This window comes from Phaeocystidibacter marisrubri (assembly GCF_008933165.1).
In the GTDB taxonomy this organism is placed as follows: Bacteria; Bacteroidota; Bacteroidia; order Flavobacteriales; family Schleiferiaceae; genus Phaeocystidibacter; species Phaeocystidibacter marisrubri.
The window spans coordinates 857927-884900 of sequence record NZ_WBVQ01000001.1 but is presented as its reverse complement, the minus strand read 5'-3'; the positions used below and the strand labels follow the sequence as shown (position 1 = coordinate 884900).

The following is a 26974-nucleotide window of genomic DNA, read 5'->3' as shown; positions in this document are numbered from 1 at the left end:
TTATTTGGAAAGTAGCTGGATAAGCTGATCTAGGGTCAATGCCTCTTGTTCACCCGTGGACTGATCCTTCACCTTTGCAATGCCATCGTTCATTTCACTTTCACCGATGATGGCCACGTGTGCAAAACCTTTCTTATCTGCGTAATCGAACTGCTTCTTAAACTTGGTATTGTCTGGGTAACACTCTGCTGCAATTCCTTTCTCTCTCAAAGCGGTTGCCCACTTTTGAGAAGTAAGCATCTCCGCTTCTCCCATATTGAAGAATAGTATGCTTGGTTTGCTTTCACTGCTATCTGGGAACAAATTCAATTCCTCCAAACACAAGTAGATTCGGTCTAAACCAAAGCTGACACCCATTCCACTTAAATCTTTAAGGCCAAAGATTCCCGTGAGATCGTCGTATCTACCACCACCTCCAATTGAGCCCAGCTGAACATCGTTTGCCTTCACTTCGAGAATGGCCCCTGTGTAGTAGTCTAAACCTCTTGCCAAAGTGAGATCCACTTTAATGGATGCGGTCTTCAAGCCCAAGGCATCGACTTTATCCAACACAAAACGCAGTTCTTCTAGACCTTTCATTCCCATTTCCGAATCTTTCAAGAAATCGGTCAAGAAGTCTAGAACCGCCTCATTGCTATCATCCATAGAAAGCAGTGGAAGAACTTTTTGCGTGCCCTCTTCAGGAATTCCACGCTCAACCATTTCGGCCACTACTTTCTCTGCGCCAATCTTGTCTAGTTTATCTAGGGCTACGGTAAAATCCACCAACTTGTCAGATGCGCCTATCACTTCCGCAATACCGGCAAGCACCTTGCGGTTGTTGAGATGGATGGTCACATTCAACCCCAACTGCGTAAATGCTCTGTCGTAGAGTTGAACGAATTCTACTTCCTGCCAAAGCGAATCACTGCCTACCACATCGGCATCGCATTGCCAAAATTCGCGGAAACGCCCTTTTTGTGGACGATCCGCCCTCCAAACGGGTTGCATTTGATAGCGCTTAAAAGGAAAGGCCAACTCATTTCGGTGTTGAACTACAAAGCGCGCGAAAGGCACGGTAAGATCGTAGCGAAGGGCTTTGTCAGCTATCTCTAAAGCCCACTTATTCGGAGAATCGCTGTTGCGAATTTCCTGCGGAAGCTTCGCCAAGAAGTCCCCCGATTTTAGAATTTTAAAGATCAAACGATCTCCTTCCTCACCGTATTTGCCTGTGAGTGTTTCAATATTCTCGAAACTCGGCGTTTCAATGGGCTGAAAACCATAGCCTTCGAAAGCGGTACGCAATACATTCATAATGTAATGTCGGCGTGATACTTCTTGCGGATTGAAGTCACGTGTACCTTTGGGAATGCTCGGTTTTACGGCCATGAGAATAATTTTTTCGCAAATATATAGTGTACATTTTAGGCAGTGCCTATGTACGCGTACTCAATTTAAGACGGTAGAGTCTAGGGATGATAAAACTGAAGGTTACAGTAACTGAAGCAGATGGCAAATTGTTCATCATCTATCAGGTCTTCAAATGTACCTTGGTTGTGACTCCAGTTTTCCAGAAAGGCTTTATCGGAATAGAAGATGTTCGCGAGGTATTCGGATTCATATTCCTCATAGAGAACTAAACCCAAACAATGTGCGGCTTTCTTACTCTCTTCTATGCTCATTCCCATAAATGATCGTGGAAACCTCCATCGCAGCAAATCCTCGCCCCGCTGCATGTATTGCTTGAGTGTATTGGGACCGGGGGTATTAAAGATGACACGGTGATAGGTTGGATCGTCTTTGGCGTATTCCACCAAATATCTACCCTGTGTATAAATGGGAATGCCGTTTTCCGCTTGATTGTCGTCAATTCCGTGATGAACGCGGGCTTCATCTGAATAGCGCTCGCCATTCACGACATAAACGTACTTGATGTAATTCGGAATCTGGCTCGTTACTGTCACATAGCCTGTTCCCATATTATCTTCAATACGAGAATCTGTGTACCAGCGTCTTCCTTCACTAATTCCAAAATAGAGGAGCAAGCCTGTCACGACCAGTGCGATAGCCTTCTTGTAATTCTTCGAAGCTTCTGCATCTTGCTTCTCCCGCAAGACGCGCACGCGTCGAATCATCTCCTTTCTCTTGGCTTCCTTTAGCGCCTTTTCTGCCGCTTCTTTTGCTGCCCTTGCACGTAAATTGGCAAAGGTTTCAGAGGAATGAGCTTGCTGTGGTCGCCCGGCATTGTTCCACTCTTCCAACCGATCATACGCAATGGCAACCAAGGCAAATTTGTCCTTGGCATTGGGGTCTGAGGAAATGTCTGGGTGAAACTGTTTAGCCAGCTTCCGATACGCGGCACGAACTTCATCCCACGAGGCTCCATTGGGCAACCCCAAAATCTTAAACGCCTGCTGTATGCTGATTTTTTTTCGTGCCACACAAAGAGATTAGAGAGCTCAAGATACAACAACTCCATCCCCTTTGCAGAAGATGGAGTCGCAATAATAAACAACTTGTAAGTAAATGCCTAAGCAAAAAGCGGACGCTCGCTCATCATGTCGTGAACCTCTGCTGCTACTGCATCTAGGTTTTCTTCGTTCTCCGGATCCATGATCACGCGGTCGATTAATTCCACCACTTTGTCCATGTCCGATTCCACCAACCCACGAGTGGTAATTGCCGCTGTTCCCACGCGAATACCACTGGTTACAAATGGAGATTTATCATCGAAAGGAACCATGTTCTTATTCACCGTGATTTGGGCTTTCACTAGTGCATTTTCAGCAAGTTTACCAGTCACATTCTTATTTCTAAGGTCAATCAACATACAGTGATTGTCCGTTCCTCCCGAAATAATATCATATCCTCTCTTCACAAATGCTGCGGCCATTGCTGCTGCATTCTTCTTAGTTTGAATGATGTAATGAAGAAATTCATCAGAGAGCGCTTCGCCAAAGGCAACAGCCTTTGCTGCAATAACGTGCTCTAGTGGACCACCTTGTGTACCCGGGAATACGGCTCCATCTAAAATGGCACTCATTTTCTTGATTTCACCTTTCGGTGTTTTCAATCCCATCGGGTTGTCGAAGTCGCTTCCCATCATAATCATACCACCACGCGGACCTCGAAGGGTTTTGTGCGTAGTTGTTGTTACGAAATGGCAATGCGGCATAGGATCGTTCAAAATTCCTTTCGCAATTAATCCTGCAGGGTGACTCACATCAGCAAGAAGGAAAGCTCCCACCTCATCAGCAATTTCGCGGAATGTTGCGTAGTCGATATCTCTAGAATAGGCCGACGCACCGCAAATAATGAGCTGAGGCTTCTCTGCATGAGCCACTTCGCGAACCATGTCGTAATCAATGATTCCCGTTTCTTTCTTCACCCCGTAGAAACACGTTTGATAGGTCTTTCCACTAAAGTTTACAGGAGAACCATGCGTGAGGTGACCTCCGTGTGAAAGGTCGAATCCCATGATTTTATCGCCTGGTTTCAATACAGCCAAGTAAACTGCTGCATTTGCTTGCGAACCTGAATGTGGTTGAACGTTTACGTACTCAGCTCCAAAAAGTGCTTTTGCACGATCGCGAGCCACGTCTTCAACTTTGTCAACCACTTCACAACCACCGTAGTAGCGCTTACCTGGATAACCTTCAGCATATTTGTTAGTCAATACAGATCCCATGGCTTCCATCACCTGGTCTGAAACGAAGTTTTCAGAGGCTATAAGCTCTAATCCTTCTGTCTGGCGCTCACGCTCTTCTGCAATGAGCTCGAAAATGGTGGTATCTCTTTCCATATTATGTTGTAATCTTGCATCAAATCGGTCAGAAAACGCTCAAAAATACAGGAAAATGATCAAAGCGAACGACCCTAATCGACGCAGTTGGATCAAAGTTGATGAAGGTTCAGACTTCCCCATCCAAAATATCCCGTTTGGGGTGTTTATTCCAGAGGATGACATTATCACTACAGGCACGAGAATTGGCGATACAGCCATCGACTTGTCGGCCATGCAGCAGTTGGGATATTTCAAGGATATTGAGATATCTGACGACGTTTTTCTACAAGACACATTGAACGATTTCATCGCACTTGGTCGTGGTATTAACCGCCAAGTTCGCGATAGAATTGCTAAAATCTTCGACGAAAACAATGCTGAATTGCGCGACAACGAAGAGCACAAGGCACGAATTCTCTTCCCAGCGGACAAAGTTCAGATGTTGATGCCGATCTTTTCACAAGATTACACCGACTTCTACAGTTCTCGCGAGCACGCCACCAATGTGGGCACCATGTTTCGCGATCCAGACAACGCCTTACTACCAAACTGGCTTCACCTGCCGGTAGGTTACCACGGAAGATCTAGCACTATTGTGATCTCGGGTGAGCCTATCCATCGCCCAATGGGACAGCGCAAGCCAAAGGATGCCGACAAACCCGTATTTGGACCATCGGTTCGCGTTGACTTCGAATTGGAAATGGCCTTTATCACGGGTGAAGGTAAAGCCATGGGACAACGCATCAGCACAGAAGAAGCTGAAGAATACATCTTTGGTATGGTGTTGTTCAACGACTGGAGTGCGCGTGATCTTCAAACTTGGGAGTACGTTCCACTCGGACCATTCCTCGCCAAAAACTTTGGATCGAGTATTAGTCCTTGGGTGGTAACCATGGATGCACTTGAGCCTTATCGTTGCGAAGGTCCTAAACAAGAAGTTGAAGTTCTCGATTACTTGAAAACAGAAAAAGACGGAGCGTTCGATATCAACATCTCTGTGGCTATTCAACCTGAAGACCAAGAGGAAACTGTTGTTTCGAATTCCAACTTCAAGTACATGTACTGGAGTATGGCTCAGCAATTGGCTCACCACACGGTGAACGGCTGTAAAATCAATCCAGGTGATTTGATGGGGTCAGGCACCATTTCTGGACCAACACCAGATAGCTACGGATCGATGCTAGAGCTAGCTTGGAATGCAACCAAGCCTATTCCTATGAACGGCGGTGGCGAAAGAACTTTTATTGAAGACAACGACACCGTGATTATGCGTGGTTACTGTAATAACGGAACCACTCGCATCGGTTTTGGAGAAGTGAGCTGTAAGATTCTACCCGCTATAGAATAAATCTCCTTCAGATAATTGAAAAGCCCCCATGTTGAATGGGGGCTTTTGTTTTTAGGACTTATTTGATCAACAGTATTTCTCGCTGTTGTTCCCCATTTGGATTGGTCAGTGTAATGATATACGTTCCAGTCACAAAGTTTTGAGTGTTTAATTGAACATCGGAATCGATCCATTCATTCATCAATACTCTCCCCTGTAAATCGGCAACTTGCAACAAACTCTCCTCTGCTTGAGCGTCGAAATGAATGTTCACTATTCCATCTGAAGGATTCGGATAGACCGACAATCCCAAATCTACTTCTTCAGCAATAGAGGTTGTTGGACTTGCCTTACAAATAGGTGCAGGGGCACTTACCACGTTTGGATCTCCAATGCTAAACCAGTCGATGGAAAGATCGTCACAGTGCGATTTGATCTCTACCACATTAATCCCGGGTTGTAACGTTATGGGTTGCAGAATCACGTTGGTAAAAGTGGTTGCTCCGCCCGAAGCTGCAAGTGAAACTGGAGCTCCCCAGGCGGAAACGCCGTTCACGAATACCTCAATCTCACCTGCATTGACCAATGCATATTCTAAGTTGAAATCTGCAGTAAATGTATTTGCACTTTGAAAGGTGTAACGGATGTATTCTTGGTCGTCAATATCCTTCACAGCGAACTCACCGGTTGCTATTGGGTACAACCTCAACAACTCACCTTTTCTTCCGTAGCTCAATGATCTAAGGTTCTCTGGTTGATCATTGGGATCAGGGAATTGAGTGAAGAAGTAAATCATCTCTGGAGGCAAGGTTTTGTAGTACGCTACATCCTGACCGCCGTAATCAAACCACTCGGCTTCAACCTTGGTATCTGGTGTTCTGTGCGTTCCTCCAAATGGGCGAGAGTCCCGTGAATTCAAAGGAGCCAAATTGCCTCCATTAATTTGGACTTTTGCCGTGGCCGTCATTTTCAACTCCGGGGAGGTTCCTGCTGCGTTTGCTGCAATCATCCGTACAGAAAGCGTTTTGGTGGTCGCATTCCAGTGATATGCATTTGTACTTGAAGTCCACACAGCTGCCTCGGAACTCTTTGAGGAATAGCCTGAGGTGGAAATGGTCAGGTTCGTAGGCGAATCCAAAATTTGAAAATCGATGACGTCCCCATTCATAGCATAGTTGAGGTGAATGTCGAGCGGATCTGGAATTCCCTCCAACAAGCGGAGTTTATAAACCCTACCTAAGTTTGGAACTACTCCGTACTGGGCTTTGTCTTGAAGCCTTTCATCCGTGTGGATACAATGACCGTCTCCCCACTCCATGTACTGATTCCCCGCGTCTGGATTGGTGTTTGCGCCACCAATTGTGTAGAGCTGATAATTGTAGAAAACATTCAACGCTGCGAAGTGATAATCAGTGGTATAGCTCTTTGCGTTCAAATAAGAGGTAAAGTTGGTTTGATCTACCATGAACGGATGATACACACAAACAGCGCCCCAGGGCTGAGTCAGTACGCCATCTACATCATGAGCAACTGACATCAATCGAACGGACATAGGTTCGATGATCTCTGGGTCGTACAGTTTGGAATTTGGAGTAAAGGTGCAGCCCTTAAAAATATTGTTCGTGCGGTTCTCTCTACCTCCAATCAATTCAAAAACACCTTGATGGGTGTAATTAAAATCAGCAAAATGACTGTCGTATGCGGCCATATAACCGTCATAGAGAGAAATGGCTGAATTGGTAAAATGGGTACTGCCTCCAAGTGGATTGTTAGCAGAATGGCCCACGAAAAGCGAATTGTACGTTCGTCCTTTGAAGGAAGTAACTGTCATGCCTTTCCCTACACAATCGGCCAATATGGTGTTGTGAAATTCAATGCCCTTATCCACGGTTAGGGTCCACCAACCTCTGTAACAATGGTAGGCAGTGAAGTTGGTCACCGTCTGCCATGAGAGGTTATTGAGAAAGTAATGACCTCCGTTAAAGCCCGTGGTGGAATTGTCATCATTTGCATGATCTTGATGGAACCCAGTCATGGCTCCATGAGCAGTGTTATTGTGGAATTTGGTGAGTGGTAAACGGCTGGGCTGCAAACTAGAATAAGCAGGATCATTCGCCGAAGGTCCCGTTGGATCTTTTGGCATTCCATACCAAAAGCCCATGCCTTGTATCCCCGCTACGTGATTTCCCTCAAATGTATTCTGTGGATTTGTAATCCAAAATGCACCAGGTCCTCTTGCGCGAATATGTGCCTCTCCTCTATCGGAACCAATAAATGAACTAGCTCCAATTCCCAATGGAGGTCTACGTACATTCATCACGAGGTTGTTATTCATCACATTGCCACTTTCTACAGCATCTTCAAAGAACATTGCATGACCTTGTGTTTCGAATACCACGTTGTCATTCACCGTTGAATTCTGAGTGCCGTGAACAGTTACCGCCCTAAAATAGAGGTCGTGCAAAGAGCTATTCATCAAATACTGACCAGAAACATCTTTGGCCATATGCCAATGGAAAGGATAACGGGCCTTGAATTCCTGCTGCCCCATTCTGAACAATTCAACACCTGAAACAAATCCAAATGCCGAGTACATAATCATGATATGTCCACCGTGATGGGTTACTTCTGAAGATTTATCCCCTTGAATCTTGATGTTTCGCGTGAGCATACCCACTTCAGTTCGCTCGTCCAAGTCCCAAGACTGAGATCCGCTGGTGTAAGTTTGAATCTCTCCATAGTGACTGAATTGTAGAGGAGGATTAATTTCAATGATTGTGTTTCCATTCACAACTTGCGTAGAAACCACATTCACTCTTTCCGCTTGTTCCAAGTGCCCATCATCTCCCCAAAAGTTCTGCAAATCAAAAATGTAGGGAGCAGAAGAAGCGATAACGATTTCATCGCCCGGATTCCATCCAGAAACGATTCCTTCAACTTCTATTTGTCCTTCACCAACATTTGCAGTGCGATCTAAAACTGTCCAACTCGTTTTTTCAACTCCGTGGACGTGAAGCATTCCATTCGACATTACCATGATACCCTTCGAATTCTCTGGGGGAAATGAAGTGACTCCAGGAATAATGGCAGGAGATTCGCCATTTAAGGTAAGTACGCCTTTCCCTCTCCACGGCTCATCTTCTGTCCCCCATTCAAAGAGAGATAGTTCACCAGAAATAAGCATGTATTCGGTTTCGATAGATACCGTTTCCAATTCGGGAAGAACCACTAGCTGACCATGAACACGTATCGCTTGCACTTCAACATCACAGTCGATCACAACCGCAGATTCTAATGGTATGGTCACTTCATCGCCGGGACCAGGAACCGCGCCGGTATTCCATGTACCTGGATCCGACCATCTGAGCATTTGTCCAACATGAGGTGTCGCCGGGTATGGAACTACAACTCCATTTTGTATGGAGCTAACTGGATTTTGGCCATTGACAGAATGAAGGCCGAACCAGATCAGTAATAGCATCAAATGCCACTTACTGAGCGTAATCTTCAAAAGCATAAGGTTAGAATTAAGAGAGTTAATAATTGAGAGTTCTCAAGTTACATCCACATATAATGGTATCAAATGAAACTAGATGATAAATGCAATTTGAAGGGAATAAATTGATAATCAACACCCTACTCGATCACTTCTCATTTTCACTATCTATGGTGCATCTGCCCTGTATACACCATCAAAACAGGCGCACATTTTTAGTATCTTTCTTGTTATAATTCAGAAAGTCTATCTTTTTAGAATCATCGAGAATAAAATCTAATTTCACCCCTTCTAAAGGGCAACTTTAATGGAAGACACCAAATCCGTTCAACACGATAAAGACAGAGCTGAAATCATCAATCGCTATAGAGCACTTCTTCGCTCTATGGAAGGAAAGGCAGATGCCAAAGACAAGAAGATGATTCGCAGAGCCTTTAACTTGGCGCTTGATGCACACAATGGTGTAAAGCGCAAGAGTGGCGAACCGTATATTTTACACCCCATTGAAGTAGCTATTATCGTTGCCCGAGAAATCGGACTGGGTCCAACCAGTATTGCGGCGGCTCTGCTCCATGATGTGGTAGAAGACTCCGATTATACGTTGGAGGATATCGAGAGGTTGTTTGGTGAGAAGGTGGCTCGAATCATTGATGGCCTCACGAAAATGTCGGGGGTATTTGATCAAAACATCAGTGCTCAAGCGGAGAATTTCAGAAAGCTCCTGCTCACCATCTCAGATGATTTGCGTGTTATTCTTATCAAGATTGCCGACCGTTTACACAATATGCGTACGATGGAAAGCATGCCACACCACAAGCAACTAAAGATTGCGAGTGAAACGCTTTTCATCTTTGCCCCACTAGCGCATAGAATTGGTCTGTACACCATCAAGTCGGAGCTTGAAGACCTATCACTAAAATATACCGAACCTGAAGTCTATCGAGACATTGCGCTCAAGATAAAGGCAAGTCGCGCTGGTGAAATGAAATACCTGAAGCGCTTCTCCTCTAAAATCAGAGATAGTCTGAAGAAGGAGTCGTTTGAATTCACCATAAAAGAACGCACAAAGAGCATCTTCTCCATTCGTAGAAAGATGATCAACCAAGGTGTGAGCTTTGATGAAGTGTACGACAAATTCGCCATGCGGATTATTGTTGATTCACCACCTGATCAGGAGAAAGCCGACTGTTGGAGAGTGTATTCTATCGTTACCGATTTCTATCGCCCCAATCCCGACCGACTGAGAGATTGGATTTCTGCGCCGAAATCGAATGGCTATGAATCTTTGCATACCACCGTTATGGGACCAGAGGGTCACTGGGTAGAGGTTCAAATCCGTTCCAAGCGAATGGATGAAATTGCGGAGAAAGGTTACGCTGCTCATTGGAAGTACAAAGAAGATAAGGCCACAAGTGACAATCTAGATCAGTGGTTGAGTCGTGTTCGCGATTTACTTGAGAATCCTGAATCGAGTGCTGTTGAGTTTGTAGACAGCTTTAAAATGCAACTCTTCAGCGATGAGATTTTCGTATTTACTCCACAAGGAGATATGCGAAACTTGCCGAAGAACTCTTCCCCACTCGACTTCGCATTCGACATTCACACAGATATTGGCCTGCATACCTTAGGCGCTAAGGTGAACGGCAAACTCGTGCCATTGAGCTTTAAACTCAAGAGTGGAGATCAGGTTGAAATCATTACTTCCCAAAAGCAAAAGCCAAAGGAAGATTGGTTGAATTACGTCCAAACTTCACGCGCTAGATCCAAGATCAAGCAGAGCTTGAAAGACGATTACAACCGCATGATCGACAAAGGTCGCGCTGTGCTCGAACGCAAGTTGAACTTCATCAAAGTCAAGATGACGGAGAGCAATGTTCAACGCATGGTAAACCACTTTGGTTTTAAAAACCCGAACGAACTCTTCTACAAAGCAGGAATGGGCATTGTAGACAATAAAATGTTGAAGGAGTTCGCCAAGGAAACCCAAGGTGGAATTTATCAGTATCTAAAGAGCAAAATTCGTCGACAACCACAGGTAAAAGACACCGAGAAGAAGGATGTTGTTGGAAGCACCCTTGTATTTGGTCCCAACGAAGAAATTCTCGAATACAAGCTGGCCAAGTGTTGTAACCCCATTTCAGGCGATGAGGTATTCGGCTTTGTCACTGCAAACGAAGGGATCAAAGTCCACCGTTCTGATTGCCCGAATGCCATTAGCATGCAGAGCAAGTTTGCGAACCGTACCATCCGTGCGAAATGGGTGAAAACAGAAGCCAGCAGCTTCATTGCCAACCTTGTGATCAAAGGGATTGATACCGTGGGTCTCGTTAATAAGGTCACCCAAATTATTTCCAACGACCTCAACGTTAACATCCGCTCCATCAGCATTGCCGGAGAAGATGGTGTTTTTGAAGGAAATATTACCGTAGTTGTAGAAGACCGCATTCACCTCAACAATGTTATGGACAAACTAAAGAAGGTTGAAGGTGTGGTGAGCGTGGAGAGAAAGTTTGCTACGAGGTAAGGAGGCTGTGCAAGGACTGCGTAAGGGCTAATGCAGGGGTTTCACAAGGGCTACGCAGGGACTGCGTAAGGGCTAACGCAGGGGTTTCACAAGGGCTGTGCAGGGACGACGTAAGGGCTAACGCAGGGGGTTCACAAGGGCTGAGCAGGGACGGCGTAAGGGCTAATGCAGGGGGTTCACAAGGGCTGTGCAGGGACTTCGTAAGGGCTAACGCAGGGGTTTCACAAGGGCTGTGCTAGAGTGCTTGGTAATAGATACCGATAAGGATTCTCAACATCAAATTCACCAGAATGATAAATGAGGACCTCTCCTTCAGCATCACCTAATTCCAATTTGTCAACTCCCGTTAAACACAGAGAACTGTTCTCAAAAACCTCTTTTTTGAAGAGGAGATATTTGTACTCAACTACTCGAATCGATTCACCACATGCAATGAATCCACCCGACAGTAATTCTACACTCCTATTGTTGGAAATCGGTAAAGACAAAGTGGTTACCCCTACTGGAAAGATGATGGCTTGGATGAAAAGTAGCGGGAGGGCAATCGCAATAAATCCAATCTTCTTCCAAGTATTACGCAATGTGGCAAAGATTATGACAGTTAGAGCAGCTAACATGAGTGAAACGACTTGCTTAGTGTACGCTCCACGAGGCTCTACCTTTAAATGGAGCATCCCGAAGACCAAAAGGATATAAATGAGTGACAGCCCTAGCCACAAGACCCAAATGTACTTTTCAACCCCAACTAGTCGCTCTTTCCAAAGTCCTGGAAGAAAATTGAGCGCTAAGATCAAAACTGCAAAAAGAAAAACTATTGTCATTTGATTAAATGGGCATCGAACTCCAAATGGTAGAATTAGGCAATTCAAACCATAAGAACCACAACATAATACTTAGTAAACCGAACGTTCAACTCTGCAATAACCGCCCTCTCCAATGCAGGTTCCATGCTCCAACAAGTGGAATGGCAGTTACGCATGTCGTAATAATAAAATCTAGAATGCCATATTTCTGCCCTTCTGATGTCAACCATCTATGAGTCACAATTGAACTCCAGATAATTTGAACCATTTGAGCGAACGCAAAGAGCATTTTGCCTCCATCAACTTGTAGAACAAGGAACACGATGATCCAAAATTGACATACAACATTGAAAGAGGTGGTGACTATTAAAGGTATACTCCTTCCTGAAATCCAGAAAGATAGTGCGGTTGTATAAAGAATGAAGGCTGTTTGCGAGAGAGCCGCTGAGAACAATAAAATAGCGTAACCCACCATAGGAGATACACTTCGAGCGGTGATCAAAAACACGCCGAAGCCAATCAACAAAGGCAACAATGCGAAAAATATCAATCGCTTAGGGCTGCGAGTCAAAAAGAGAGAAGCTAGATTCATCTTTCACGAAAGTAGCACTTATCACTCCAGTATCAACTTTCTTCTGACTTCCACATCTCCAACTACAAGAGTAACAAAGTACACTCCCCCACTTTTAAGCTCGCTGAATGAGTGCTCAATGTGATTCTCCCCAATCGCAACTTGAAGAAGTTCGTTGGATTCGATCAGTTTTCCGTAAGCATCGTGGAGACGCAGTGCTACGGTTTGACTCTCTTGGAGGTGAAAGCGTAAGTTGAGCTTTCCAGAACTGGGATTGGGATAGAGCTCAAATTGCAATGGATCGTTACTTGACGGATTTATCTCATCCACACCTACTGATTTTGGAAGTGAGAGATATACGGCATAGATCTGCGCACTGGCTGCACTTTGCGAACCATCGTTCACAAAGAAAATATTGGGCTGTGAACTTGAAATGCCTCCGTAGATATACCCCACAAGTACACTGTCCTGGGTCAAGCTATCCAACTCAAAAACAAAATTGCTAAAATGTGGGAAGTTTATATTCGGAATGAACTCAGCCCCTGCGCCAAGAAGGGCAGGCATTTCAACGGGGAGTTTGTATTCAGTCATCGTGCCATTGGCCTCTCTAGTTACCCGAGCAATAGTCTTCACAAAAGGAACATTATTGTCTTGAACCAAGGTTCCTGCTTGGTCGTAATACTGTGCAATTCCACCAAAAAACACAGTGTGCATCTCATTCTGACTAGACGAATACAAGGGCAATGTTGGACAATGGTAGTGATTGTAATATTGTTGGAATCCAGCGTCTACCGCAAAACCTGTAGAATCAACGGTTACCGAGCTTAGATAAGGAATGTCTGCATGGACTTGAAAAACACCAGAAAACATCGTCACCCCTTGCTCTCCATTGGGTAATATTTGGGGTTCTGCATTGTAGTCACGGCGATGTAGATCGGCACTGCTTACGTAGGCTGTCAAGTGATTAACTACCAACGTTGTACCATCGTCCGTCAATTTAAACTTCCGAATCGCATTGGTATAAACCTGTGTAAAACCAGGTCCGTGGTTCGGCCCCATGGGATTGTAACTCCCCAAAAACTTTTGCCCCCCTAAAAGATAGTAGGTGTCATTGATCTTCCTAAGCTGACCTCCCGTCACTTGAAACTGAGCATCTGTAATTTGGCGGATATCACTGGTGAAAGAGGTGTTATTGATCACAGCATTGATCACATTGGGAACGTGTATCGCAGTCAGTTTGTCGTAGGTAGTATGGGCAGCCTGAGTGGCGCTGTAGCCATAGCCTCCTAAACAATACAAGTAATCTCCTTCTTGATAGTGTTCCATATTCGTTGAGCTCAATTGCTCACGAATGGAAGCTGGCAAACTCAATAGTGAAGCGGTCCACACTTGTAACCCTACAGGGTCAATAACCATCAACTGATTATTGTGCCCGGCAACATCGAAAGAGGCCCACGGTTGTCGTCTGTGCAATCCATCTAGTCGTCCTCCCACAATCAGCCATTTTCCATTTGCCTGACCAAAGGCATAGGATTGGAGTCCTCCTAGATTGGGAATGGAAATAGGATGTAAACGGACTTCGAAGGGTACAGTTTGCGCTATAGACCCTGTGGAAAGGGTTATCATAAACGCAGCTAAAATCGAACGAACACCGTGAAAAGTAAGGTTCATGGCAGTCAGGCTAAGTGGTTAAACACGTAAAAGTAGCCCTGAGGTGCCAAGGGTTATGTGACAAATGGTACTTAGGGAGAGTGTTGTGGAGTCGGAGTACTGCGTGCGGTGTTGGAACCAGTTATCTAAAACCTCATAAACCCATCCATCTGCAATTGGAGTACCCGAAGTGTTTCATCGTCTACAATCGTGTCATCTTCATCGAGGAGATCGTGTAATCTGGAAATGGGAACCTTGTTGGAGAATACCTCCATCTTTAAATAGTGCAACACTCCCGTGAGGTGATCCATTCCTCGAAGGTTTCCCGCTCTTCCGGTGGCAACGCCAACCAAAGCGACCTTTTTCCCTACCCACATAGCAGGATCTACACCGTCTAAGAAAGTTTTAAAAATTCCGGGGTAACTGCCATTGTACTCTGGAGCAATGATGATAAAGCGTTTGGCAGGTATGATTTTGCTTTCCAACAACGCCTCTACTTCTGCACTTCTTTGTCCAAACAAGTCCGAAACAATAAAATCGTTGGGCAATTCATCCATTCGGAAAATAATGGGGTCTTCCCCCGCTTCTTTCAGGAGTCTTTCGTAAGTTGAAACCACCTTAAGTGTTTGGTTCTTCGGACGGTTGGTTGCGCATATAATTGTGATCATCGAAAATCGAGATATCTGTTCATAAAATTCGGTCACGTGAGGCGATTCTTACCTTTTGCCCCCAAATGACTTTTGTACTTTTATCCGGTCTCAAAAAGAGGTGTGTCAACCTAATTTCGATCACGGATGAAGTTCACAACACCTCTCTGTGCAAGAGATAAAAGGCGAAATTCAGAAATATAACCGAGAATGGGTAAAATCGTTGCAATAGCGAATCAAAAAGGCGGTGTAGGAAAAACGACAACTGCAGTAAACTTAGCTGCATCACTGGGCGTTTTGGAGCAAAAGGTATTGTTGATTGATGCAGATCCACAGGCAAACGCAACCTCTGCTTTGGGTTTCGATCCAGACAATATCCAACTCGGAACCTACCAAGCCATCGAACACGAGGCTGACGTTAAGGATATCATCCTCAAAACGGAAACTCCAAATGTAGACTTGGTTCCGGCTCACCTAGATTTGGTTGCCGTAGAAATCGAATTGGTAGACAAAGATCGTCGCGAGTACATGCTCAAATCAGCATTGAAGAACGTTCGCGAAGCTTACGATGTAATTCTAATCGACTGCGCGCCTTCACTCGGTTTGATTACCATTAATGCTCTTACTGCAGCCGATTCAGTCATTGTTCCTATTCAATGTGAATATTTTGCACTCGAAGGTTTGGGTAAGCTACTCAACACCATCAAGAGCATTCAACAATTGCACAACCCCGATCTCGATATTGAAGGGCTACTGCTTACCATGTACGATCAGCGTTTGCGCTTGAGCAATCAAGTAGTAGACGAAGTGAAGAATCACTTTCAACAAATGGTATTCGACACCATCATTCAACGCAATGTGCGCTTGAGTGAAGCTCCTAGCTTTGGTGAATCCATCATCATGTACGATGCAACGAGCAATGGAGCGGTGAATTATCTTAATTTAGCCCGCGAATTCCTGTCGCGTAACGGCAGCGCCCAAAAAGCAACTGCAGAAGCATAAGATGACCGCAAAGAAAAAGCCCGCACTCGGAAAGGGACTTTCCGCCCTCCTCAAAGATCCATCGTCAGATGTGAGTTCAGCACAAGATGAACGCGCACCAGAAGTGGTAGGTCATATTGCGGAGATTGATATTGACAGTATTGAAGTAAATCCATTCCAGCCTCGTACGCATTTTGACAAAGAGGCCTTGGAGGATTTATCGAATTCCATTAGCGAATTGGGGATTGTTCAACCGATTACCGTTCGCAAAGTTGGATTCAACGAATACCAGCTCATTTCAGGTGAGCGAAGATTCCGCGCCAGTAAATTGGCCGGACTCAAGGCAATCCCTGCCTACATTCGCTTGGCAGATGATCAGGCGATGTTGGAGATGGCCTTGGTGGAAAATATCCAACGTCAAGACCTCGATGCCATTGAAATAGCATTGAGCTACAAGCGACTTATCGAAGAATGTAACCTTACACAGGAGCAAATGAGCGATCGTGTTGGGAAAAAGCGTTCTACCGTTACAAATTACCTTCGTCTACTCAAACTTCAACCGCTCATTCAAGCGGGTATCCGCGATAGAATGTTGAGCATGGGACACGCTCGTGCCTTGGTGAATATTGAAGATGAAACGGAACAACTCAAGATTTACCGCGACATCATTGCGGAAGACTTGAGCGTACGTCAAGTAGAAGAACGCGTACGTCAGATGAAAGACCCTAAACCAGAATCAAAACCGGTTCAGGATGAACTTCCACCTGCCATTCGCGATATCCGCAGCCAATTGGCCGGATACTTCGATTCCAATGTTGAGGTGAAGAGAAATGCGAAAGGCAAAGGAAGTCTCGTTATTAAGTTCGATTCCGATCGAGATTTAGAACGAATCCTTGAGTTGATCAACCGTTGAGACATTCGAATAACATCCTACCCTTTTTGACAGCGGCCTTTGTGCTGCTGTTGTCGTTTTCTGGCACCGCTCAAGTAGAAGAGGGAGAAACCGAAAACGATTCTATCCACGAATTGCCCAACTTGGAAGCCGACCCCAATCTCTTCCGATTTGGACAATCCAGCGACTTAGAGGCTCCCAAGACGGAGGTGGAAGAAGATACAGGGCACTCCCCTACCAAAGCCACTCTCCTGAGTTTGATCCCAGGCGGCGGACAGATTTACAACGATAAATGGTGGAAAGTTCCGATCATTTATGGTGGCTTAGCTACCTCAGGATACTTCATTTACGACAACAACCAACAACTTCGGTTCTGGACGAATATCATTAATCAACGCCTTGATTCTACCCAAACCGACGAATACGAAGGAATTTACTCGGACAATCAGCTCTTCACCATTCAAAATAGCTACCGACGTTACCGAGACTTGAGTATCATTATTACCGTGGCCATCTACGGTCTACAAATTCTAGACGCCAACGTAGATGCGCACTTATATAACTTTGACGTATCTGATGATATTTCGCTCCATTGGGAACCTACCTTTGTAGCTGACCCAAGATTGGGAGCGGTTTATGGAGCGTCATTTCGAATACGATTTTAAATGAAAATTGCACTGCTCGGATATGGGAAAATGGGAGTTATTATTGAAAAGATGGCTCTTGAACGCGGTCACGAAGTGGTACTCCGCGTTGGACGAGATGGCTGTACCGACGAAGAACTTCGTCGTGCAGATGTAGCCATCGACTTCTCCCTACCTTCCGTTGCATTTTCGAATATCCAACGATGCATCGAAAACGATGTTCCCGTTGTTAGTGGAACCACAGGCTGGTTGGATCGCAAGTCTGAAATTGAAGCCCTTTGCAAAGAGCGCAATGGCAGCTTCATTTATGCCTCGAATTTTTCGCTAGGCGTGAACCTCTTCTTCGCCCTGAATGAGCACTTGGCAAAACTGATGAACGGTCATGAGGTCTATAATGCCAAACTGACTGAAATTCACCATACTCAAAAGCTAGATGCCCCAAGTGGAACAGCCATCACTCTAGCCGAAGGAATGTTAAAGAATTTAGAAAATTACAGTTCTTGGAAGCTGGTTGAAAACGGCGAACTCGCTGACGAAAATCAGTTACCCATTGAGGCTGAGCGAATTGACCCTACTCCAGGCACTCACATCATTCAGTACTCTTCTGAAATTGACGACATTGAAATCAAGCACACCGCGCACAACCGCAATGGATTTGCACTAGGCGCCGTTATTGCTTCCGAATACCTGCTACAGAATCCCGGCATCCGCACCATGAAGGATGTCCTTGGACTGGCTTAAACCTATATCCTCTACCTACCATGATGTACTTGTATCTCTTTATCGGACTCGCTATTTACCGCGGACTCATCTCGTGGAAGTTCTACGTGGCAGCCGGTAGAAAAGCTTGGGAGGCATTCGTTCCCTTCTACAACGTTTGGGTTCTACTCAAAATCACCGACCGACCAAAATGGTGGATTCTGTTGTACTACGTTCCTGTAGTCGATAACGTGATGGCAATCATTCTCACCTATGAACTTCTTCACGTTTTTAAATTCCGTGAAATCAAGTATGCCATCCTTTGTGTACTAACCCTTGGACTCTACCTCGCCTACCTGAACTACACGGAACCACTTAAGTATCATGGTCGAGATGATTCTTGGATAAAGAAAAACCTAGGTTCATGGGTGAATGCCGTTTTATTCGCGGTAGTGGCAGCTACCCTCATTCGCTCCACAACGTTCGAATCTTACACGATTCCAACGGGTTCCATGGAAGAATCGCTCATGGTAGGCGACTTCCTGTTTGTGAGCAAAATGCAATATGGTGTTCGACTTCCAATGACTCCATTAACAGTTCCATTGGTCCACGACACCATTCCTGTGTTGGGTATTCCGGCATACACCGACTTTATTGAGTTACCTTACATTCGATTGCCAAAGATCAACGAGATTCAACAAAACGATCCCGTGGTCTTTAACTATCCCGCACAAATCAACACTCAAGGGGGGCGCCAAACTGCCAACGGTCCTACTCCACTTGAAGTAACCGTTCCACCAGTAGACAAGAAAACCAACTTCGTAAAGAGAGCTGTAGCCGTGGCCGGTGATACACTCGTTATTGATGATGGACAAATCTTCATCAATGGTGTGAAAAGTGAACTTCCAGATCGCGCTAAACCTCAGTTTAAATACTTAGTGGAATTCGATCCTGCTTTCTACCTCGATCCTGTATTTATGAAGGAAGAATACGACATTGAATTTGCGGGAGGTTCACAAGAGATGACCAATCAAACTGCCGGAGATGTTCGCATTTATCCAAGAGGCGTTTTTGATGAATTCGGAATCGTCACCACGAATAACTTCTATGCCATCGACCTCACAGAAGAGAATGCAGAGAAGCTCGCTCAGCACCCAAAAGTTCTTCGACTTGAAAAACTTATTCAAAGAGTAGATTCCAGCAACTATGATGAGGTGGCAAACAGCCGCTGGTCGCTTAGTCTTTTTCCAAATTTGAGTTCCCATGCTCCGGCTCAACATGTTTGGACACGCGACGATTACGGTCCACTTTGGATTCCTGAAGAAGGTGCTACAGTAGATCTAAACTTGGAGAACCTTTCCATTTATCGGAAAATCATTGAAGACTACGAGCATCATAGCTTGGAAGTGAAAGACGGCAATATCATGATTGATGGCGCTGTAGCGACCTCTTATACCTTCGCCCAAAATTACTATTGGATGATGGGCGACAACCGTCACAATTCACACGATAGTAGGTATTGGGGATTTGTTCCTGAAGATCACATTGTGGGGAAACCTGTGTTCATCTGGATGAGTTTAGATGGCTACGAAAGTGGATTCAAGAAATTGAGAACCGACCGTATCTTCACAACTGTAAATGGTTCAGGCGAACGCGTTCATTACTTCTGGCCATTCATGGCTGTAGTTGTCATTTGGAATGTGATTGCTCATTTCCGCAAAAAGAAGAAGGCGAAAGCTGCGTAATTGATGCCGAAAACGGTACTTCCCCCGGCTCTTTTCCCTCCCATTGTGTATATGTCACTGTGGATAGGAGAAGACGTAGCTTGGAATGTAGAACGCAAATACGAAAAGCGCAGTTGGAGAAACCGCTACCGGATCTTGGGACCAAATGGTGCCCAAGATTTAAGCGCTCAGATTAATCATCAATCGGATAAGTCCGTCTTCTCTAAAGTAGAGCTTGATCACAAACACGATTGGGTCAATAAAGAGTGGAAATCCATCGAAACGGCCTATAGAAACGCAGCTTTCTTTGAAGCCTTATCTCCCGAGCTGCAACCCATTGTATCTCATCCGCACTCTTCACTTTTAGAACGATGTGAGGCCAGTATGAAATGGGTCTTGGAACAGCTCCAACTCCCCACTTCATTGGAGTACAATGATGGTCTTCCCATGCACCCCACAGTAATGAAACCCAACGAGAAATTCGACACTATTGCATACCGACAAGTCTTTGCTTCAAAGCACGGCTTTATTGGGAATTTGAGTGTCCTCGATCTCTTGATGAATGAAGGTCCATTGGCATACGACATCCTCACGGAACAATACAAACTCGTTTCAAGCGACCTCTGATAAAACCGTTTTTCATCTCCCCTTTTATACTGCCTTGAGTTCGTTAACTTAGCGCTCCGATGAAACACACCATTTCCATTTTATTTGCACTTCTGTTTACCCTGCCAGCTTGGGCGCAAGAAGAATGTGAATTCACTAGAACGTACTCCATTTCAGCTGAATCTGGAATGAAAATGCGATCTCAACCGCAAGCAGGAACTCCCGTTGTTACCTACGTTATGTTCGATTCCATTGTGGAAGCATGTGACATTTCATTTGGTCAGGCTGAGTTTGAAGAAATTAAAGGTGACTGGCGAAGGGTGCGCTACAAAGACAAGGTCGGGTATATGTTCGACGGGTTTTTGAAGCGTATGGATACCCTCGCTGTTCCGATGGATACCCTATCCATGGACACGCTTTCCTCCGATTCTCTTCCTGTATGGTCAACGGATTCAATATCCATGGTCAATGATAGTTCCCTCGTCGAAGCGATAGTGAAAGACACCGTTTACTTCGTTTGGGATCGTACGAAACGTGACAGCATTCCATCAAACGGTCGATTAGATCGTCAGCAAATTAGAGCGTTGGCGACCGTATTGAATAAAACAGAACTTCGCAGAGATTCCTTGATTTCATTCCTTTATGAGCTCCCAACCTTGGGAAGTCAGGATTCTGTTATTGCATGGATTGATGCAGGCATGCCAGGAGGAATTCAATCCCACCAAAACCTCTCTTCAACCGAGGTTGAAGCCCCTACTACCTCTAGTCCAGTAGAAGAAACACCGAAAGGACCACCTCCTTTTACCATTCAATTAGCAACTGAGGCTTACAACTATTGTGGAGATATCAATCAGATTGATCCTAGTATGAATTGGTATGGACTATTCCCCGACGAACCAATGGGTGGATATTTCCTAAAGCGAATCGACCTTGAACTTGTTGTGAGTAAAACGCGTTTAGGTTCTTCTATGGAGTTCGACATTCGCAATAGTTCGGGAAATTACGCGCACTTCCTATTTGGAGTGAATCGCTTGTTAGACACCAACAAGTTCTATCAACTCTCTCCTGAACGATTTGTGCATATCCCACCAGCTCTTTTCCCTGGTCAGCAAATGGAAGCATTTGCGCAGTACAATCGTCCGAGTGCCGCCAACGTATTCATCTCAGCTACGGGAAGCGTAGTAGAAGTGGGTGCTTGTCCGGTAATTGACAACTACAAAATGCGCATTAACACCCAAGGTCCACGTGGTGAGATCATTCAAGATATCACGCCCCTTTTTGGCAATTTGGGCGAATGTGGTATGCCTGAAATGTACTGGTTTGGCGACCTCAACGGCGACAACTATCCAGAACTCGTATACGTAGCAGCAAACAAAAAGAAGAACGTATTTACACTTCTCCTTTCCAATACACAACTTGAAGAAGGACTCTATACCGTTGGTTCAACATGGACCATTGAAACATGCGACTAACCACCGCAGTATAGCGTTCAAACCCCAAAAGTCAAATTCCCCATGGATATCGAATTCAACAAAAACGAAGATGCGCTAAAGTTGCTCGTTTCAGAAATGAAACAACGCCTCAAAAAAGTAGCTCTCGGAGGTGGTGAAAAACGTATTGCCAAACAACATGCTCAAGGGAAACTCACAGCCCGCGAACGCATCTCTACCCTACTTGACAGTGGCAAGCCACAAATTGAGATTGGTGCATTTGCTGGTGAAGGCATGTATGCGGAATACGGCGGTTGTCCAAGTGGCGGCGTAGTAGTGGTGATGGGATATATTAAAGGAAGATTGACCATCGTAGTTGCCAACGACGCTACTGTAAAAGCGGGTGCATGGTTCCCAATCACGGGTAAGAAGAACTTGCGCGCTCAAGAAATTGCCATGGAGAATCGCATTCCAATTGTATACTTGGTTGATAGCGCTGGTGTATTTCTCCCAATGCAGGATGAAATTTTCCCGGACAAAGAAAACTTTGGTCGAATTTTCCGCAACAACGCTGTGATGAGCTCCATGGGAATCACACAGATTTCTGCCATCATGGGATCATGTGTGGCTGGCGGTGCCTACCTCCCTATCATGAGTGATGAAGCCATGATTGTGGACAAAACAGGATCAATCTTCCTAGCAGGTAGCTACCTCGTTAAGGCGGCGATTGGGGAAAACATCGACAATGAAACCTTGGGCGGTGCCACCACCCATTGTGAGATTAGTGGAGTGACCGATTATAAGATGCCCAATGACAAAGAGGCATTGAAGTCCATTCGCAATATCATGGACAAGATGGGTGCTCCTAAAAACGCCGGATTCAACCGCATTGAATCGAAAGCGCCAGAATTTGATGAGAAAGAAATTTACGGACTCATTCCTCGCGATGGCAAGCCCTACAAATCCATGCAAGTCATTCACCGCTTAATTGACGCCGACTCATGGGAAGAATACAAAGCGGGTTACGGTAAAACTATCATTACGGGCTATGCACGAATGGATGGTTGGGCAGTTGGAATTGTGGCCAACAACCGAGAAATCATAAAGAGCAAAAAAGGAGAAATGCAGTTTGGTGGTGTAATCTACAGCGACTCTGCCGATAAAGCTTCTCGCTTTGTAGCCAACTGTAACCAAAAGAAAATACCATTGGTGTTCCTGCAAGATGTTACTGGCTTTATGGTGGGTAGCCGCTCAGAACACGGGGGAATTATTAAGGACGGAGCGAAGATGGTGAATACCGTTTCGAACTCTGTGGTACCGAAATTCACCGTAATTATTGGAAACAGCTTTGGTGCAGGTAACTACGCGATGAACGGCAAGGCATACGATCCTCGTCTCATTGTAGCTTGGCCCAACGCCAAACTTGCAGTAATGGGTGGCGATCAAGCTTCTAAAGTGATGCTCTCCATCGAGAAAGCTTCGGCTAATGAAGAATTGACTCCAGAACAAGAACAAGCACTTCTCGATAAAATCAAGAAGAGATACGACGAGCAAATGTCGCCGTATTATGCCGCTTCACGAATTTGGGTGGATGCTATTATTGACCCTTTGGATACCCGAAAGTGGATTTCCATGGGAATTGAAGCAGCTAACCAATCTCCAATAGAGAAAGAATACAATCCTGGTATTATTCAGGCGTAGTGAGGCTTCTTGAGAGTTATGGAATCGGTGGGCTTTCGTTTACTGACGAAAGCTCAGATCTCTGTTTGTCAACCGAACCTTCACTGTATTGAGGTTGTCGGAGTTTGGCCGAGAGCATGTCCGCTTGATTCACATCCTCCCCCGGTAATTCTTTCACTTGGAATTTGCAATGCGAATAGGTTGTAGACTACCATAAGTGAGATGTAAGCAGGAAATAACCCTGTGAGTAGATTCACGCGGAAGTAAAGGACTTATTATGGCTCATTCAGTTCTTGACTCGAAGCAAACTGCAGACAAATCACTGTAAACACTAATCTTCTGTGCGAACGAGAACGTATGGTGTGGTTTATATAAATTCGCTCCAAACTTTCTCGTATTATGAATTTTAGAGACTTCTTCGCTCTCGTCTTTAAGCTCGTTGGACTTTATCAGTTGACAGGACTCGTTACCATGCTAATGGGAATTCCATCGATTTTGGTTGGAAGTGGCTTTGGTCTTATGGGTTATGGAAGCATGGCCTTGATTATTATAATAGCCGTTCAAGTGTTGGTTATTTATCTCTTCCTTTTTAAGGCCCATCAAATTGTTGGTTTCCTAAAACTCGACAAAGGATTTGATGCCAAGGAAATCAATTTGGGTAGCCTGGACGCTCGCTCTCTGTTAAGAGCATCCATCATCATTCTAGCTACTTATTTCATTGTCAACGGATTAATCGGCTCATTGACACAGTTTGGAAACTATGTGAACTTGGACCCGTCTCTTGTTAGTCCAGAAACAAAACGCACCACCTTACTTCAGACGCTTCTTTCTTCATATTCTACCTATAACATTATTGTTGGTGTAGCGCTCTGGTATCTCCATGAGAAACTCGTGAACATACTTTCTCCAGATGTGAGTGAGGAGAATTAGGAGTTGTAAGTTAAAGGTTCTGGATACAGTCGAATCACATGGTAAATAGAGCTATGTGCCGCCAATAAAGCTCCTACAACACTGTAATCTTCCTGTACAAGTAATCTTCTCCCATAGCAATACGGAGGACATATGTTCCTGCCGCTAGACCTTTTACGTCAATGGAGTAATTGGATGCATTCACGGAGTTGTTCAATACAGAGTTTCCCCCCACACTGAACAGTTCTACAGAAGTGATGTCAAGGCTTGACTGAATAGACAGTACATCGCTAACAGGATTTGGACTCACGGTTAGTAGTACCGTTTCGAGGTCAGAATCGCCACTAAGCGTTACATGAGCCACCGCACTCTCATCTCCTAAAGAGATCACTTTATAGGAAAATTCATCTGTGCCATCCCACACATCAGAAGGGAGGTACGAAAAACTTCCATCGGAATTTAACTGAAGGAATCCTTTGGTGGGAGCATCTACTAAAACGGCTTGCATCTCGCCGTGACTCCACTGCTCGTCATTGGCCAATACCCCCTCTACATCATCGTAGTAGCTAGAACCTGTGATTCCAGTATAGGCATCCTTTCGGGCAAGGGTAAAATCAGGAAGATCAGGCAACTCAGAACGCATGATAGCATAACTCGTCTTCTCGCTTTGGGTTACTTGATTCACTACATTCCAATTGGTCCACCCTACTCTGTTTGCTTCCGTTTCCGATTGATTCCCCCAGATAAATTGGAGTCGAACGCCCGCTGTCGTGTCATATTCACGAACGGCGGTATTGACATCATCCGAGAAAACTACTCGGTGACTCGGATCTGAGAATTGCAGTAAAATCCAGGGAAGACGGATGTGAATAGAATTGGTATCGATGATCACCGCATCTGTGCTGGTCACCTTTGAAAATCCTTTTGCCACGTTCAAATTTCCAATGTATTGGACATCTTGTACGGAGCTGTTGTTCTTCCATCGAACCATTCGCCAGTCTCCAGTGGCTGAAGGTACACTGTGATACAGTTGATCTGGTTCTCGAATGCCATGCCAGATCCCAAAGAGGTCATACGCTCGCATAACCTGTAAATGCGCAGTTCCACTCGTAATCTCCAACAAGAACTCAGCTCGAATATCCAGAGAATCTCCATTGGGTTGGAGAATTTCCCCTTCTGTATCACCATAGGTATCAAATGCGATGAGTAGCGTATCATCCGGACCAAAGGGCTTGCCCGTTTCGAGGTAGAGTTCAAAGAGTCCAACGGTAGGTTTTGTGTATACTTCCTCGATATTACAACCTACACAGGGGGTCATCCAAGAAGTCCAAGTCGCCACAGTATCTTCATACCCCATCAATCCAAAGTTCTGCTCTGCCGCAGCAAAATTGGGCCACAACACACGGGTAGATGAGTTTACTTCAATGGGATCTGTAATCCACGTGCTCTTAAACCATTCATCAATCCAAGCAAAGTAAATTCCGCCACCACATTGAGCCGTTTCAATATTGTGTAGCATCCGAGCTCCAAGCACACCTTGCTCCTCTTCGGTATGTCCGCCATGATTCATGCCACTGGCTGAATAATGCGCTACACCCCAACTTGATGGAACGCCAAATTCTGCAATGATGAGTGGCAAATTCGGATAGTGATTCTTTAAATCAGTCAGATATCCCAAGTACGAATTCATCCCGTATTGATCCGAAAAAGAACGGTACTGCGGAGTAGCGCTGATGAAATCTGGATAGTAGGGATAAGCGTGATAACTCACGAATAATCCCGCGGGAGCCTTACTAATATCAACCTTAGAGAGATCCACTTGGGCAGAATCTTCCTCTCGATGAGTTTCCACAGGGTGCGGAAGAGGATCCAAAGTAGGCCAGCTACTCATACTCACTGGACGCATGGTTTCGTACTCGTTCCATTCATGTTGAATGAGTGAATCCATTTGCGCAACCAACCATGCTTCGGCTGGATCCGCTCCTGCGATCGATAAATATGCACCATTGTACTGAGTGAAGGTAGGATGAGAAGCATTGGCATTCCACACTTCTTCCGGGTAAATCTCTCTGCCCATCAAGTAACCTACACACCAATCGGAAACATCCGAAGTATAGCTACCATAGGCCTTTCCAAATCGTTGTCCGATTTGAATATCTCCGTGAACGGCTCCAACGTTCTCTTCCATTTCACGATGGAAATAGTTGGTCAGAAAAAACAGGTCGTGATTGTAATTCGGAACTTCCTCTTCGAGCCAAACGCCTTGAAAAAAGTAGAGGGGCGTTTGAGGATGTGCCTCATTATAACTCTTTAGTTCATCGTAAAATCTTGGATAATGAAGCGTGTATAAACGGATGCAGTTGAAACCTGCCTCGTGAATTTGCTCAAACCAGTTCTTGTAATCTCTTGAAGTTGCGGCCAGCTCACCTGGAAAAGTACCCGGCACACTCACCCCCAAGTTCACTCCTTTGATAAAAATGGGAACGTATTCCGAACCATTCCACGCTGTAAGATGTGTAGAATTCGTCGAAAAAGGAACAGCTTCAGAAATGGAATCGGACTGTGCAAATGAAGAGGTAGTCGCGATAAGTGCTGCAAGAAGTAAGGCGTATTTCACGGAGGGTTGTA

Annotated in this window: 20 protein-coding genes; 11 read left to right on the top strand and 9 right to left on the bottom strand. The window is 45.0% G+C overall.

What is annotated here, in order from left to right; genetic code table 11:
• The 3 genes from hisS to glyA all read right to left on the bottom strand — a co-directional run bounded on the left by hisS (position 1) and on the right by glyA (position 3781).
• A complete protein-coding gene (gene hisS / locus F8C82_RS03965; protein WP_151692201.1) occupies positions 1 to 1368 on the bottom strand; it encodes a histidine--tRNA ligase in 1368 nt (455 codons plus the stop codon).
• An 80-nt stretch (positions 1369 to 1448) separates the two neighbouring features.
• Entirely contained in the window at positions 1449 to 2420 is a 972-nt protein-coding gene (locus F8C82_RS03960) for a J domain-containing protein (protein WP_151692199.1), read from the bottom strand.
• An 89-nt stretch (positions 2421 to 2509) separates the two neighbouring features.
• Positions 2510 to 3781, bottom strand: a complete 1272-nt coding sequence (glyA, locus tag F8C82_RS03955) for a serine hydroxymethyltransferase (RefSeq protein ID WP_151692197.1) — start codon at positions 3779 to 3781, stop codon at positions 2510 to 2512.
• A gap of 55 nt (positions 3782 to 3836) precedes the next feature.
• Here glyA and fahA point away from each other — a divergent pair, with 55 nt between their 5' ends.
• Positions 3837 to 5111, top strand: coding sequence for a fumarylacetoacetase (fahA, locus tag F8C82_RS03950; protein WP_151692195.1), 1275 nt, complete (start codon positions 3837 to 3839; stop codon positions 5109 to 5111).
• A gap of 58 nt (positions 5112 to 5169) precedes the next feature.
• Here the strand turns inward: fahA and F8C82_RS03945 are convergent, their stop codons facing one another.
• Positions 5170 to 8607: a G8 domain-containing protein gene (locus tag F8C82_RS03945; protein ID WP_151692193.1), complete on the bottom strand. Its 3438-nt coding sequence runs from the start codon at positions 8605 to 8607 to the stop codon at positions 5170 to 5172.
• A gap of 286 nt (positions 8608 to 8893) precedes the next feature.
• On the opposite strand from F8C82_RS03945, the gene F8C82_RS03940 reads away from it, so the two are divergent.
• Entirely contained in the window at positions 8894 to 11110 is a 2217-nt protein-coding gene (locus F8C82_RS03940) for a RelA/SpoT family protein (protein WP_151692192.1), read from the top strand.
• Positions 11111 to 11331: 221 nt separating this feature from the next.
• Here the strand turns inward: F8C82_RS03940 and F8C82_RS03935 are convergent, their stop codons facing one another.
• The 4 genes from F8C82_RS03935 to F8C82_RS03920 form a co-directional block, all read right to left on the bottom strand.
• A complete protein-coding gene (locus F8C82_RS03935) occupies positions 11332 to 11931 on the bottom strand; it encodes a hypothetical protein (protein WP_151692191.1) in 600 nt (199 codons plus the stop codon).
• Between the two features lie 88 nt (positions 11932 to 12019).
• Positions 12020 to 12505 (bottom strand): hypothetical protein, encoded by a 486-nt coding sequence (locus tag F8C82_RS03930; protein ID WP_151692190.1) that lies wholly within the window; start codon positions 12503 to 12505, stop codon positions 12020 to 12022.
• Between the two features lie 21 nt (positions 12506 to 12526).
• The gene (locus F8C82_RS03925) at positions 12527 to 14155 is read right to left on the bottom strand and encodes a T9SS type A sorting domain-containing protein (protein ID WP_151692189.1); all 1629 of its coding nucleotides are present in this window, start codon (positions 14153 to 14155) and stop codon (positions 12527 to 12529) included.
• A 125-nt stretch (positions 14156 to 14280) separates the two neighbouring features.
• Positions 14281 to 14802, bottom strand: a complete 522-nt coding sequence (locus tag F8C82_RS03920; protein WP_151692187.1) for an NADPH-dependent FMN reductase — start codon at positions 14800 to 14802, stop codon at positions 14281 to 14283.
• A gap of 189 nt (positions 14803 to 14991) precedes the next feature.
• Between F8C82_RS03920 and F8C82_RS03915 the strand changes: the two genes are divergently transcribed.
• The 9 genes from F8C82_RS03915 to F8C82_RS03875 all read left to right on the top strand — a co-directional run bounded on the left by F8C82_RS03915 (position 14992) and on the right by F8C82_RS03875 (position 24367).
• Positions 14992 to 15783, top strand: coding sequence for a ParA family protein (locus tag F8C82_RS03915; protein WP_151692185.1), 792 nt, complete (start codon positions 14992 to 14994; stop codon positions 15781 to 15783).
• A 1-nt stretch (position 15784) separates the two neighbouring features.
• A complete protein-coding gene (locus F8C82_RS03910; RefSeq protein ID WP_151692183.1) occupies positions 15785 to 16675 on the top strand; it encodes a ParB/RepB/Spo0J family partition protein in 891 nt (296 codons plus the stop codon).
• A 26-nt stretch (positions 16676 to 16701) separates the two neighbouring features.
• Entirely contained in the window at positions 16702 to 17319 is a 618-nt protein-coding gene (locus F8C82_RS03905; RefSeq protein WP_151692181.1) for a DUF5683 domain-containing protein, read from the top strand.
• Entirely contained in the window at positions 17320 to 18039 is a 720-nt protein-coding gene (gene dapB, locus F8C82_RS03900) for a 4-hydroxy-tetrahydrodipicolinate reductase (protein ID WP_151692179.1), read from the top strand. It begins immediately after the preceding gene.
• Positions 18040 to 18059: 20 nt separating this feature from the next.
• A complete protein-coding gene (gene lepB, locus F8C82_RS03895; RefSeq protein WP_151692177.1) occupies positions 18060 to 19742 on the top strand; it encodes a signal peptidase I in 1683 nt (560 codons plus the stop codon).
• 3 nt (positions 19743 to 19745) lie between these two features.
• Positions 19746 to 20348, top strand: coding sequence for a WbqC family protein (locus tag F8C82_RS03890; RefSeq protein WP_151692175.1), 603 nt, complete (start codon positions 19746 to 19748; stop codon positions 20346 to 20348).
• A 59-nt stretch (positions 20349 to 20407) separates the two neighbouring features.
• On the top strand, positions 20408 to 21799 hold the full coding sequence (locus tag F8C82_RS03885) for an SH3 domain-containing protein (RefSeq protein WP_151692173.1): 1392 nt from the start codon (positions 20408 to 20410) through the stop codon (positions 21797 to 21799).
• Positions 21800 to 21841: 42 nt separating this feature from the next.
• Positions 21842 to 23458 carry an acyl-CoA carboxylase subunit beta gene (locus F8C82_RS03880; RefSeq protein WP_151692171.1) on the top strand — a complete coding sequence of 539 codons (1617 nt, stop codon included), beginning with the start codon at positions 21842 to 21844 and terminating at the stop codon, positions 23456 to 23458.
• Between the two features lie 378 nt (positions 23459 to 23836).
• Complete coding sequence (locus F8C82_RS03875) at positions 23837 to 24367, top strand: hypothetical protein (RefSeq protein WP_151692169.1); 531 nt, start codon at positions 23837 to 23839, stop codon at positions 24365 to 24367.
• A gap of 73 nt (positions 24368 to 24440) precedes the next feature.
• Here F8C82_RS03875 and F8C82_RS03870 read toward each other — a convergent pair whose 3' ends face one another.
• On the bottom strand, positions 24441 to 26963 hold the full coding sequence (locus F8C82_RS03870; protein WP_151692167.1) for a T9SS type A sorting domain-containing protein: 2523 nt from the start codon (positions 26961 to 26963) through the stop codon (positions 24441 to 24443).
• Positions 26964 to 26974: the final 11 nt, after the last annotated feature.

Excerpts from the sequence above, each read along its gene's own strand:
- hisS (WP_151692201.1), bottom strand. The coding sequence starts at position 1,368 with ATGGCCGTAAAACCGAGCATTCCCAAAGGTACACGTGACTTCAATCCG.
- glyA (WP_151692197.1), bottom strand. The coding sequence starts at position 3,781 with ATGGAAAGAGATACCACCATTTTCGAGCTCATTGCAGAAGAGCGTGAG.
- fahA (WP_151692195.1), top strand. The coding sequence starts at position 3,837 with ATGATCAAAGCGAACGACCCTAATCGACGCAGTTGGATCAAAGTTGAT.
- F8C82_RS03945 (WP_151692193.1), bottom strand. The coding sequence starts at position 8,607 with ATGCTTTTGAAGATTACGCTCAGTAAGTGGCATTTGATGCTATTACTG.
- F8C82_RS03940 (WP_151692192.1), top strand. The coding sequence starts at position 8,894 with ATGGAAGACACCAAATCCGTTCAACACGATAAAGACAGAGCTGAAATC.
- F8C82_RS03935 (WP_151692191.1), bottom strand. The coding sequence starts at position 11,931 with ATGACAATAGTTTTTCTTTTTGCAGTTTTGATCTTAGCGCTCAATTTT.
- F8C82_RS03930 (WP_151692190.1), bottom strand. The coding sequence starts at position 12,505 with ATGAATCTAGCTTCTCTCTTTTTGACTCGCAGCCCTAAGCGATTGATA.
- F8C82_RS03925 (WP_151692189.1), bottom strand. The coding sequence starts at position 14,155 with ATGAACCTTACTTTTCACGGTGTTCGTTCGATTTTAGCTGCGTTTATG.
- F8C82_RS03920 (WP_151692187.1), bottom strand. The coding sequence starts at position 14,802 with ATGATCACAATTATATGCGCAACCAACCGTCCGAAGAACCAAACACTT.
- F8C82_RS03915 (WP_151692185.1), top strand. The coding sequence starts at position 14,992 with ATGGGTAAAATCGTTGCAATAGCGAATCAAAAAGGCGGTGTAGGAAAA.
- F8C82_RS03910 (WP_151692183.1), top strand. The coding sequence starts at position 15,785 with ATGACCGCAAAGAAAAAGCCCGCACTCGGAAAGGGACTTTCCGCCCTC.
- dapB (WP_151692179.1), top strand. The coding sequence starts at position 17,320 with ATGAAAATTGCACTGCTCGGATATGGGAAAATGGGAGTTATTATTGAA.
- lepB (WP_151692177.1), top strand. The coding sequence starts at position 18,060 with ATGATGTACTTGTATCTCTTTATCGGACTCGCTATTTACCGCGGACTC.
- F8C82_RS03890 (WP_151692175.1), top strand. The coding sequence starts at position 19,746 with ATGCCGAAAACGGTACTTCCCCCGGCTCTTTTCCCTCCCATTGTGTAT.
- F8C82_RS03885 (WP_151692173.1), top strand. The coding sequence starts at position 20,408 with ATGAAACACACCATTTCCATTTTATTTGCACTTCTGTTTACCCTGCCA.
- F8C82_RS03880 (WP_151692171.1), top strand. The coding sequence starts at position 21,842 with ATGGATATCGAATTCAACAAAAACGAAGATGCGCTAAAGTTGCTCGTT.
- F8C82_RS03875 (WP_151692169.1), top strand. The coding sequence starts at position 23,837 with ATGAATTTTAGAGACTTCTTCGCTCTCGTCTTTAAGCTCGTTGGACTT.